This window comes from Pseudomonas sp. 11/12A (genome assembly GCF_000800055.1).
Taxonomy (GTDB): domain Bacteria; phylum Pseudomonadota; class Gammaproteobacteria; order Pseudomonadales; family Pseudomonadaceae; genus Aquipseudomonas; species Aquipseudomonas mohnii.
Window position 1 is genome coordinate 5,597,501 of the sequence record NZ_JUGV01000001.1, and the last position, 11,632, is coordinate 5,609,132.

The following is an 11,632-nucleotide window of genomic DNA, read 5'->3' on the forward strand; positions in this document are numbered from 1 at the left end:
AACGGATAAAAGGTACTCCGGGGATAACAGGCTGATACCGCCCAAGAGTTCATATCGACGGCGGTGTTTGGCACCTCGATGTCGGCTCATCACATCCTGGGGCTGAAGCCGGTCCCAAGGGTATGGCTGTTCGCCATTTAAAGTGGTACGCGAGCTGGGTTTAGAACGTCGTGAGACAGTTCGGTCCCTATCTGCCGTGGACGTTTGAGATTTGAGAGGGGCTGCTCCTAGTACGAGAGGACCGGAGTGGACGAACCTCTGGTGTTCCGGTTGTCACGCCAGTGGCATTGCCGGGTAGCTATGTTCGGAATAGATAACCGCTGAAAGCATCTAAGCGGGAAACTAGCCTCAAGATGAGATCTCACTGGGACCTTGAGTCCCCTGAAGGGCCGTCGAAGACTACGACGTTGATAGGTTGGGTGTGTAAGCGCTGTGAGGCGTTGAGCTAACCAATACTAATTGCCCGTGAGGCTTGACCATATAACACCCAAGCAATTTGCTGACCTGAAAAGGCACCAGATTGCGGTGTGTGAAGACGCAATGAACCGAAAGTTCGCAACCATTCACAAAAGCCGCACAAACTATCGCATACCCAATTTGCTGAAGCGTCGAAAGACGGTTCGGTACCCGAATTTCTTGACGACCATAGAGCATTGGAACCACCTGATCCCATCCCGAACTCAGCAGTGAAACGATGCATCGCCGATGGTAGTGTGGGGTTTCCCCATGTGAGAGTAGGTCATCGTCAAGATTAAATTCCAAAACCCCTATCTGCGCATGCAGGTAGGGGTTTTGTCTTTAATAGTAGAAGCATCAAGAATTCGTTGGCACGCCATTACAGGCGGACCGGCACACAGAATTTCTTGACGACCATAGAGCATTGGAACCACCTGATCCCATCCCGAACTCAGCAGTGAAACGATGCATCGCCGATGGTAGTGTGGGGTTTCCCCATGTGAGAGTAGGTCATCGTCAAGATTAAATTCCGAAACCCCTATCTGCAGATGCAGGTAGGGGTTTTGTCGTTCTGGACCAGTCAAAAATCATCAGCCACAAAAAAGCCGGCCCCTGGACTCAGAGGCTGGCTTTGTAGCAGCAACCGAAGTGGTCGGCTGGCAGAGAAGCAAGCCCAGCCTTATGCAAACACCTTCAACACATTATTCATCGCATCATCGGCAAAGCCCTGAACGAAATCCTTGAACCCAGGTAGCGCATCAGCACCACCTTGGGCGGGTTCGGCAATGATCGTCCAAGTGGCCCGCGATTGACCTGCTCCCAGTGATTCCACGTTCATGGCCGCCCACAAATTGGCCACGCCCAAGGTGTTGTAAATCGTGGTCCAAGTCATGCTCAGAGCCTGGTCGTCTCGGGAGTTGAGTTGCTCGACCACCAGGTTGCCGTCCTTGAAGAACTTCTTGCGTAGGGACGACACGCCCTCGCCGGTCATCTCGATGTGCGACAGCGCCGGGATGAATTGATCGAAGCCGGCGAAGTTGCCGACCACGGCCCAGACTTTTGCGGCATCGACTGGTACTTCCACCGAGGACACCACCTGGCAGCCTTGCGGGTTTTTGATCAGGGTGTCGGGTTGCAGAGTGCTCATGGTTTTTCTCCGTTCTTGGTTGGGATGGATCAGATGAAATTGATCTCTTTGAGATAGTCGCAACCGCGTCGCAGCAGTGCAGGGGACTTTTCCGGGTAACACGCGCCCATTTGCCGAACGCCAGCCTTGGCGTTGTCATGGCCGATCATGGAGATGTCGCCGATGTCTTCCTCGAAGCCATTGAGGTAGAAACCCAACACCCCGAACAACGCGTTGTCGCTGTCGACCCGACCCAGTTGTTGCTGCCAATCGGTGACACTGACCAGGGAAAATTCGCGACCCGCTTCGCGAAAGGAGGCAACGTAGGTGCCCCACTCCAGCGGTTCGGGGTTGTGCAGGTTGAACACCGGCCTTTGCGGCTGATAACGGCTGGCATGAAAGGCGATAAAACGGGCGAGAAAATCCACCGGCATCAGGTCGAAATTCAGCGCGAATGCCGGCACCTGCCCGAGCTGGATCGACCCCTTGAGCATCAGCATCAAACGGTTCTTGTGCGGCTGGCACACGCCTGTGGCGCTGTTGAAACTGATGTTGCCGGGGCGATAGAGATTGACCCATACCCCGCGCTCCCGCGCGCGCTCAAGAATCCGTTCGCCGACCCACTTGGACAGGTTGTAGCCATTCTTGATGTAGATCGGCGGGGTATGTGCCGCGGGTAACTCAAGCACCCGACCTTCGGCGGAGATGGTGCTCGAGGCCGAAAGCGTCGAGACGAAGTTGAAGATCTTTTTGCTACGCCCTTCGCACAGTCGCAGGCACTCGAAAATCGGCTCGACGTTATCCCGCGCCAACGACTCGTAATCGAGCACGTGATTGACGTTGGCGGCGTTGTGCACCAATGCACCGAACTCTCGATCCAGCCGCTCATATACATCAGCGGCCAGCCCCAGTTGGGGACGTGTGATGTCCGCTGCGTATACCCGTACCCGACTCAGGTCCAAATGCTCCAGACGGTTATCCCGTAGCGCATGGGCAAACCGTTCGGAAGCCGGTTGCCCATCGCTGTCGCGCACCAGGCATGCGACTTCACTGGCACCCCACGCCAGCAGTGCTTCGACAATATGGACGCCGACAAAACTGTTGGCACCGGTGACGATGACTTTATGCACATCACTCAGGCGGTTGGCGGGCAATGGCTGCACCTCCAGTTCGCGCAGGACATCGGCCATGGCTTGCGGGCTCAACACCTCTTCGCTACCGGAGCCGCGAACCAGCGTCGCCAGCTTGGTGATGGTGGGCAGCTCGATGAAGCGGTTGATCGAAATGCTGCGACCGAACTCCTCGCGTAAACGCAGGAGCATGCGCGACAGCAGGATCGAGTGACCGCCCAGATTGAAGAAGCTTTCGTCGGTGGAAATATCGCTGCTCGGCAACTCCAACAGCTCGGCCCAGATCTGCAGCAACAGTGCTTCATCGGCACTTACAGGCAAGCGTCGCGAGGTGCTTTCGCTGACGGTGATCGGCAGTTCCAGCAGTGCCTTGCGATCGATTTTGCCGTTGCTGGCGTACGGCATGCTCGCCATTTCGGTCCAGGCGATGGGTTGCATGTAGTCCGGCAAGTGCTGCGCCGCATGGGTCTTCAGTGCTTGGCGAGCGGCACCGATTCGATCTTCCTGAGGCTGGGCGAGGAAGGCCAGAATCCGTCGCTGGGCGTCGATGACCACCGCCACCTGCCGGTACAACTGACTGTCGCGCAGGCAGCGTTCGATTTCCTCCGGCTCGACCCGGAAGCCGCGAATTTTCACTTGATTATCACGCCGTCCGCACAGCTCGACCCCCTCAGGGGTCCATTTCGCCATGTCGCCGGTTCGGTAGGCACGCAGGCTTTGGCCATCGGGCAGGCTCAAGCTCAGATAACGTTCGGCGGTCTGCTGCGGATTATTCAGGTAACCCAGGCAAACACCCGGCCCGACGATGAACAACTCGCCAACGGTCTGTTCGCTAACAGGCTGCAAGTCTTCATCGAGAATCAGCACCCGACTGTTGGCGATCGGGCCGCCCAGCGACCGATTGTTATCGCCGGTCCGCAGTCGTCGCGCAGTAATCAGCACCGTGGCTTCGGTAGGGCCGTACAGGTTGTAGAGCGTGCCTTGGCGGGTCAGTTGCTGGATGACCCATGGCTCGCAGACATCGCCGCCGGTCATCACGTGATCGAGGCCTTGCAGTTGCTCCAGCGGCAGGATGCTCAGCAAGGCCGGCGGCAAAAAGGCGTGGCTCAGACGTTGATGGCGGATCAACTCAACCAATTGCAGTGTGTCGCGACGCTGGTCCTCGCTGGGCACGATCAACTCGGCACCTTGCAGCAGGGTCGGGAAAATATCGATTAACGAAGAGTCGAAACTCAGCGACGAAAACTGCAGCACCCGACTTTGCCCGGTCAGTTGCACATAGTCGGCGTACCACGCCGTGAAGTGGGCGAGATTGGCCTGGCTGAGCAGCACGCCCTTGGGGTGACCCGTCGTGCCCGACGTGTAGAGCGCCATGCACGGTGCGTCGAGATTGGGGCATTGGTGCATCAGCGGTTGATCGGGATCCGCGTCATCGACGTCGATAAGGGTAATGTCCAGCCCCGGCATTTCTGATGAGAGCGGATGTTGCCCGTCATGCAGCAGTAAGACCGCGCCGGCGTTCGACAGGATGTATTGCTGACGCTGTAACGGATGGCTCGGCTCCAGTGGCAGATACACTGCGCCGCACCCGAGGATCGCCAGAATTCCCGCGTACAACGCGCTGCATTTGGGCAGGCAGATGCCCACCACAATGGGTCCTGGATGCCGGGCCAGCAGCGGTTGCAAACGCTGGGCGATGGCTCGGCTGTGGTTATGCAGTTGGCCGTAGTCGATTGATGTGCCGGCAATGTTCAGCGCAGGGCAATCGGCAGACCGAGTCAATCGCTGCTCCAGCCGCTCGATCATTGGCGTCTGTGCCAATTGCAGCAGGCGCGGTTCATCGGTGGCATTGAGCCGATGCACAAATGCCAGGCTCTCGAGAAACAGCAGACTTTCCACGCGCTCGAATGACGCCGAAGGGGGGGGACCGGCCAGCAAAAAACAGTCGGCGTCCCTGGAGAAGCGGCTGACCAGCAGCGCCACGTGATCCACCAGTTCCGCTACTGCGCGCAGGCGCAAGGACTGGCCATTGCCCGAGGGTTCATCGGCCATCGGGACACGGCTGACCAGCGTGCAATTGTGCAGGCACAGCAAGTCCAGCGACGGCAGCCCGGAAGCGCCCGGCAAACCGATGCCCAGTTGCAGCGTCAGTCGCGGTACATCCTCGAAGCGATGAACCGTCAATGTGGCGTCGTCGATCAACAAGTCCACGGGCTTTGGCATCAGCGCATCGCCGTCCTTTACCCGCGTCAGTACATGACCGTGTTGTTCGAGTTCCAGCGCCAGGTCGGTCAGGGCCTGGCTGTGTCCAACGAGCAATATGTCGAGACGTCTCATGTTGGCTCCTCCTCAAATCAGGTAGTCACTCAAGGCGCGTTGCACGCACGGCGAATCCAGCAGCGAACTGCTGTGGAAGAACCGCACGATGTTGGTCACCAACGGGTGATGGCGATTGATCGGGAAGGCCAGCCCCGACACTTCACGCTTGAGGGCGTGCCGCGCCGTGTCGCTGATTCGCAAGGCATCGATCAACCGGAAGTCGAAGGACTTCTGGATGTCGTTGGTCAGGTAGTGGCCGATGAACACCGGCAGGATCCGTGCGATGCATTGGCGGTCTTCTTCGCTCGCGGTGTGCCAGTAGATGCGCACCATCCGCGACCAGAAACCGGAGTGCCGGCCTTCGTCCAACAAGTGATCGGCCATCAAGCCCTTGATCGACTGCTTGACCGTATCGTCCTTGGCGAAGGCCGCCACATCGCCGGTCACGGTGTTTTCGGCGATGGCCACGCAGATCAGCTCCACAGCGCCACGCAGGTGCTGCGGCGCGAGTGCCACGGCCGTCGGGATTGCGCGGCTCAGCTCGATTTCGCCCGGCAGTTCGATGGGGGCAATGCCGGTCATGGCGACCGTCTGCTGCATGAAATCCATCGCCACCAGCGCGTGGTAATCCTCGTCCACGACGACGGTCATGGCGTCATAACGGCAGGCGAACGGGAAGGCCACGTCGAAGCGATTCTTGGCGATGCTGCGGGCGGTCTTGTCGACGATCTCGGTTTCGAAAATCACCACGTCGTTGATGAATTTGTAGAGCGTCTGCACCAGGGCGAAGTCGCGCTGTTCCGGGCACGCACGCTGGAAACTATCACTGAGCACCAGCGGTTGGCGGCTTAATGGGTAGATCAGTTTGTCGTCGTTCTCCAGCACGCGACGCGGACGGGTGCGAATGGTCGCGCGGCTTTCCCACGCGTCGGCGAAGGACTGGTAGTCGGCGGCGTTCATGCGTTCACCTGCGCGAGGTGTTCGCTCATGCTCAGGCGCAGGCCGTCCCACAGAGCGATGCGGCTTTCCACCGCGGCGATGGCGCTGGCATACACGTCTTCCTGCCGTTGCGGATCACCATCGACCAGCCGGGCGAGGAGTTTTTCCGCGGCCGGGCCGTGGTCTTCGGAGTCGACTTCAATGTGTCGTTGGAGGTAATAGCGGAAGGTCGGCGCCTGTTCGATGCCGATGCCCCAATCGTCGAGAATGCGCTGGAACATCTGCGGAATGACGCTCTCGCGGCCGTGTAGAAACGCTGCCGCCACGCTATGGCCTGGCGCATGTAGCGCGGTGTGCAGCGTATGGCGTACAAACCGAGCCGCCGCTGGATCGACGTTCACGCTTTGCAACGCCACGTCGTAACTCACGCCTTCTTGTTGCAGCGCGACGAAGTGCTCGATGGCGGAGGTGCTGGCGCCGACTTCACGCATCGCATCCAGATACAGTTCGAAATGGCTGTAGTGACCATGGACCGGACGGTCGTCGGACTCTTCGCCCAACACGATCTCATTGATTAACCGAGCGGCCTGTGGATCTTGCGGCGGCAGCCACGGCAGCTGGATGCACGTCAATTCCTGCTGTAGACGCTTGGTCAGGGACATGAAGTCCCACACGGCAAACACATGGGTTTCCATGAAGCGTTGCAATACGGACAGTGAATGTATTTCCGAGAAAATCGGGTGTGAACCAAGCTCGGCTTTCTTCTGGTTGAGACGGTCTTTAGTTGGTTTCATGGGCGAACCTCTAAATAGTCAGATGGACTGTAGTTGCGCACTAACTGTTGATATTGTTTTTCTGTTGGCGAGGGCGTACCTCAAATGAATTGATCTGTTTAGTTGCATTTGGACCAGCGTTATATGGTGCTGCCGTCGGTGTGCATGGGCGGCGTGGAAAAAACTAGTACATAAATTAAGTGTTGGGCAAGTTATTTTGTTGGGTTTTTAAAGTTAAACTTTCTCGAGTGCGAGAAGTTTCAATAAAACTTCTTATATAAGTTTTATTGGCATGTCGTTGCTCCTTCCGTCTTATATAAGTCAGAATTTAAATGAAGAGTGAATGCCTCACTCGAAGCAACTTTCTGATTTGAAGGGTTGAGGTGATTTGACTAAGGGAGATGTGTCGGGGGTGACACCGACTCTTCCGCTCCCGTGGCAAGGCTCCTTCCGTAGGTTTCTGGTGCGAGGACCGCGCCGCGGTTGCGGCGCTTGACCCGGTCATCGTTCGTTGTCGACCCAAGAGTGAGCGTAATTCAAGGCAGCCGCTATCACCGAGGTGTGCGGATGGGAAAGGAAGGTAGAGGCGGGAAATTTGTAGGGGGATCGTTCGCTTTCAGGTACTAAAGAAACCGTGTGCAGGTTTTGTGGCCGCTGCGCAGCCCGGCGAGAGCAAGCTCCCTCGTCACAGGCCGATTGGTGTCACTTGGAGGTTTTTATGTTCTGGGCTTCAAGGCTGCCCAGGTAGCGAGTAATGACCTCGACCCCACGATTGAGGTGGTTTTCCAGCAACGTTACCGACCTTTCGACGTCCCGGTCTTCGGCGGCCCGCAGCAGCGCCCGGTGATCTTCCTGGGATAACTGGCCCAGGCCCATGGCTTCCAGATTGAAGCGCAGGAAACGCTCTTCTTCGTTCAAGCCGTCTTCGACCAGTGTCAACAGCCGGCGATTGGGGGCCTTGCTGTAGAGCGACATATGGAACAAGCGATTGAGTCGACCGATTTCGGTGTAGTCAGTTTCCGTTTCCAACTCGTCGATGTAGCGGCAAGCCTGGGCGAGATCCTCGTCTTCGAGCAAGGGAATCGACAAGCGCAGCGCTTCGGACTCCAGCAGGATACGCAGTGCATAGGTTTCAGCGGCGTCGCCCTGCACCAGCGGCGCAACGACCGCGCCTTTATGGGCGACCACGTTGAGCAGTGCCTGGGCTTCGAGTTGGCGCAGGGCTTCGCGAACCGGCATGCGGCTGACGCCAAACAAGTCGGCGAGGTCTTGCTGGCGCAAGGCCGTACCGCAGGGAATACGACCGTCGAGAATGGCTGAGCGCAGGGTTTGTTCTATCACTGAGCGTGCCAGATGAGCGGGAATCGGCCCGTTGACCTTGATACTGCCGAGAGGGTTGGGCTTTTGTGTCACTACTACGCACCCTGATTGATTGAGGTTTTTGGATCCAACTGACACTAGTGACTGCCGGACAGGTTGTCAAACGCCCAACATAGGGGGCTTTGTCATAGTCTAGCGCGTGGTCGTTGATCTCAGCGTGCCATTGTTTTTTAACGGGCGAACCGACACCATCAACCGACGTTCACCTGACTACCCTGGATGCCTTGCATTGGCGGTACGTTTCCCGATCTCCCGGATATTGCGCTGCCTGTGCGGCGCCTTGCTCCTGGCCGGCGTGCTGCTGGGCGGGGTGCATGCCGATTGGGATTTTTCCCTGATCAGCGGTCGGGCGCGGGCATTGTACGGCCCTTTGGGCGAAGGTCAGCAGCGCATTGATGATTGGCAACACTTGTTGGCCACCCAGAAGCAGGTCGGCGAGCTGGACAAGCTCAATGTGGTCAACCGCTTTTTCAACAAACAAGTGCGCTACGTCGAGGACATCGACCTGTGGCGCCAGGTCGATTACTGGGAAACGCCCATCGAAGCCCTGTGGAAAGGCGCTGGCGATTGCGAAGATTACGCGATCGCCAAATATTTCAGCCTGCGCCACCTCGGCGTCTCCAGTGACAAGCTGCGCATCACCTACGTAAAGGCGTTGAGCCTGAATCGCGCGCACATGGTGCTGACCTACTACTCCAGCCCGGACGCCGAGCCGCTGGTGCTCGACAGCCTGATCGACGTGATCAGGCCGGCCAGCCAACGAAAGGACTTGCTGCCGGTCTACTCTTTCAATGCCGAAGGGTTGTGGTTACCGGGTGCCAAGGGTAATCAGATGGTTGGTGACACCAAACGTCTGTCCCGATGGCAGGATGTGCTGAAAAAAATGCAGGCCGAAGGATTCCCGGTCGAGACGACCCACTAGGAGCACGCCCACAGATGTCTTTGTTCAAACAGCTGTTGATCGCTATCTGTCTGTTTCTGGTCGTCGCCTTCACCGGCAACTTCGTGGTCAGCCTGGAGAGCTCGCGCACCCAATACGTCAATCAACTGCGCTCCCACGCGCAGGACGCGGCGACGGCGCTGGCGCTGTCCCTGACGCCGAACATCGACGACCCGGCGATGACCGAGTTACTGGTCAGCTCGATCTTCGACAGCGGTTATTACGCGAGCATCCGAGTGGTCGATATATCCAGCGATAAAACCCTGGTCGAACGCAGCGGCATTCCGGCCGATACCCATGTGCCGGACTGGTTCGTCAAACTCATTGGCCTGGAACCCGCTGGCGGCGATGCGATTGTCAGTCGTGGGTGGGAGCAGGCCGCGCGGGTCGAGGTGATCAGTCACCCGATGTTCGCACTGGCCAAACTGTGGCAGAGCGCATTGGGCAGCCTGGGGTGGTTGCTGGGTTGTGGCGTGGTCAGCGCGGTATTGGGCGCGCTGTTGCTGCGTCGGCAATTGAAGCCGCTGGATTACATGGTCCAGCAGTCCCACGCCATTGCCCGTCGCGAGTTTCTCAGCCTGCCGGAATTACCGCGCACGCCGGAATTGCGTCGAGTGGTATTGGCCATGAACCAGATGGTCGAGAAGCTCAAGGCGTTGTTTCAGGAACAGGCCGAACGCAGTGAAAAACTGCGAATCGAGTCCTATCAGGACAGCCTGACCGGGCTGGCCAATCGACGTTATTTTGAGATGCAATTGAACGCACGGGTGAGCAATCCCGAACAGGCCAGTTCCGGTTATTTACTGCTGTTGCGGGTTCAGGACCTGGCGGGTTTGAACCAACGGCTGGGCGGGCAGCGCACCGATCAGTTGCTTCAAGCGGTCGGCCAGCAGTTGTCCCGCGAGTGCGCCAGATACCCGGAAACGCAAAATCTGGTCACGCGGATCCGAGGCGGCGAATTTGCCGTGCTGGCGCCAGGGCTGGTGCGTGAGGAAGCCCTGCAACTGGCGCAGCACCTCGACAGCGCCCTGGCCAGCCTGCATGCGACCGGCGCCACGGACGTGGTCTCGGTGGCCGCCATCGGCCTGGCACCCTTTATTCATGGCGATACCCCGCAAGCCGTGCTCGGGCTGGCGGACCAGGCGTTGGCGCAGGCCGAGGGCCAGACTGACTCGAACTGGGTCTGCCTCGATCACAGTGCGTTGGCCGGGGGCGGTGACGACCACCATGCCTGGCATAAGATGCTGGATCAGGCGCTGAATCAGCGGCGATTCAAACTGTATTTCCAACCGGTCGTAGCCAGTCAGGACACACAGTTGGTGCTCAATTACAAAGTGCTTTCACGCTTGATCGGCGATGAGGGTCAGAGCATCCCGGCGGGACGTTTCCTGCCATGGCTTGAACGGTTCGGTTGGGCCGCACGACTGGACCGGCTGATGTTGGAGCTGGTGCTTGAACAGATGGACGATCACGAACATTCACTGGCGTTGAACCTGTCGTTGGCGACTCTGCAAGATCCGCAAGCGTTGAATGCGCTGTTCGAGACGCTACGTTCGCATTCCCGTCTGGGGCCACGACTGACCCTGGAAATCGGCGAAGAGCAATTGCCGGAGCAAGCCGATCTCGAAGACCTGACGCGGCGTTTGCGCGAACTGGGGTTCTCGTTGAGCCTGCAACATTTCGGTGGGCGCTTCAGCATGATCGGCAACCTGGCGAGACTCGGATTGGCCTATCTGAAAATCGACGGCAGCTACATCCGCGCGATCGATCAGGAGAGCGACAAACGCCTGTTTATCGAAGCCGTTCAACGTGCCGCCCACAGTATTGATCTGCCGTTGATTGCCGAGCGTGTCGAAACCGAAGGGGAGTTGGCGGTGATTCGCGAGATGGGTGTGTATGGGGTTCAGGGGCGGTTGGTCGGAGAGCCCAAGCCTTGGGCTTAGGGCGTGGGGTTGTGTCGTCTTTGATGCCGCCATCGCGAGCAAGCGCGCTCCCACAGGTTTTTGTATTGCTCATGCATCCTGCGACGGCCCAGTGATGGGCGCGAGCTTGCTCGCGATGGCGTCAGTAACGTCAGCGAAGCGTCAGATAAACCCTTCCTCATCATCCTCAACCAGAAGACTCAGCCCACCCAAGGCCTCACGGGCCTGGCTGCGGTCCATGAATTTGGCCTGCGCCGGCGCTGGCAGATCGGTGACCAGGATCACGCCTTTGCTGATCAGCACCTCGATCAAGTCATCGAGTACCCGGATCATTTCCAGGTCACTCTGCCTCAGTTGCTTGAGCTGTTTAATTTGCAGCAGTTGTTTGTGGCTGGTGGCCATGACTTCACTGGCGAACCAGGCCTGGAGGTCAGGGTGGTCGGCCGGAAGCGTTTCCGTGGATTCGGCGTAAGCTTCGGCTTCCACGCGCATCAGGTGGCCTTCTGCATTGCGTTGCACGTAGAACATCAATCATCCCCCCAATAGTGAACAGCATCATGCTGTCAGCAGCATAGCCAACATCGCGCCGATGGAGGGCTCACCGCACATCCCCGAATACTCGTGACCTCGTCACTCACGGCTCCCGG

Annotated in this window: 8 protein-coding genes and 3 rRNA genes (1 of these 11 only partly in view); 5 read left to right on the forward strand and 6 right to left on the reverse strand. The window is 58.3% G+C overall.

Going from position 1 to position 11,632, the window contains the following annotated elements; translation table 11 throughout:
• The 3 genes from GQ39_RS25750 to rrf (GQ39_RS25760) all read left to right on the forward strand — a co-directional run.
• Positions 1 to 480: ribosomal RNA gene (locus GQ39_RS25750) — 23S ribosomal RNA — on the forward strand (it extends 2,412 nt beyond the left edge of the window).
• 155 nt (positions 481 to 635) lie between these two features.
• Positions 636 to 751: ribosomal RNA gene (gene rrf / locus GQ39_RS25755) — 5S ribosomal RNA — on the forward strand.
• Between the two features lie 111 nt (positions 752 to 862).
• A 5S ribosomal RNA gene (rrf, locus tag GQ39_RS25760) occupies positions 863 to 978 on the forward strand.
• A 157-nt stretch (positions 979 to 1,135) separates the two neighbouring features.
• Here rrf (GQ39_RS25760) and GQ39_RS25765 read toward each other — a convergent pair.
• The 5 genes from GQ39_RS25765 to GQ39_RS25785 all read right to left on the reverse strand — a co-directional run bounded on the left by GQ39_RS25765 (position 1,136) and on the right by GQ39_RS25785 (position 8,156).
• Entirely contained in the window at positions 1,136 to 1,603 is a 468-nt protein-coding gene (locus tag GQ39_RS25765) for an SRPBCC family protein (protein ID WP_047535957.1), read from the reverse strand.
• A gap of 29 nt (positions 1,604 to 1,632) precedes the next feature.
• Positions 1,633 to 5,049, reverse strand: a complete 3,417-nt coding sequence (locus GQ39_RS25770) for a non-ribosomal peptide synthetase (RefSeq protein WP_047535959.1) — start codon at positions 5,047 to 5,049, stop codon at positions 1,633 to 1,635.
• A gap of 12 nt (positions 5,050 to 5,061) precedes the next feature.
• The gene (locus GQ39_RS25775; RefSeq protein WP_047535961.1) at positions 5,062 to 5,991 is read right to left on the reverse strand and encodes a diiron oxygenase; all 930 of its coding nucleotides are present in this window, start codon (positions 5,989 to 5,991) and stop codon (positions 5,062 to 5,064) included.
• Positions 5,988 to 6,764 carry a DUF3050 domain-containing protein gene (locus tag GQ39_RS25780; protein WP_047535964.1) on the reverse strand — a complete coding sequence of 259 codons (777 nt, stop codon included), beginning with the start codon at positions 6,762 to 6,764 and terminating at the stop codon, positions 5,988 to 5,990. The genes GQ39_RS25775 and GQ39_RS25780 overlap by 4 nt, the downstream gene beginning before the upstream one ends.
• A 681-nt stretch (positions 6,765 to 7,445) precedes the next feature.
• Positions 7,446 to 8,156, reverse strand: a complete 711-nt coding sequence (locus tag GQ39_RS25785; RefSeq protein WP_047535967.1) for a GntR family transcriptional regulator — start codon at positions 8,154 to 8,156, stop codon at positions 7,446 to 7,448.
• A gap of 196 nt (positions 8,157 to 8,352) precedes the next feature.
• On the opposite strand from GQ39_RS25785, the gene lapG reads away from it, so the two are divergent.
• Both lapG and lapD read left to right on the forward strand, forming a co-directional pair.
• Positions 8,353 to 9,045, forward strand: a complete 693-nt coding sequence (gene lapG, locus GQ39_RS25790; RefSeq protein ID WP_047535970.1) for a cysteine protease LapG — start codon at positions 8,353 to 8,355, stop codon at positions 9,043 to 9,045.
• 14 nt (positions 9,046 to 9,059) lie between these two features.
• Positions 9,060 to 11,006 carry a cyclic di-GMP receptor LapD gene (gene lapD / locus GQ39_RS25795; protein WP_047535974.1) on the forward strand — a complete coding sequence of 649 codons (1,947 nt, stop codon included), beginning with the start codon at positions 9,060 to 9,062 and terminating at the stop codon, positions 11,004 to 11,006.
• 141 nt (positions 11,007 to 11,147) lie between these two features.
• Here the strand turns inward: lapD and GQ39_RS25800 are convergent, their stop codons facing one another.
• Positions 11,148 to 11,513 (reverse strand): hypothetical protein, encoded by a 366-nt coding sequence (locus tag GQ39_RS25800; protein WP_047535976.1) that lies wholly within the window; start codon positions 11,511 to 11,513, stop codon positions 11,148 to 11,150.
• Positions 11,514 to 11,632: the final 119 nt, after the last annotated feature.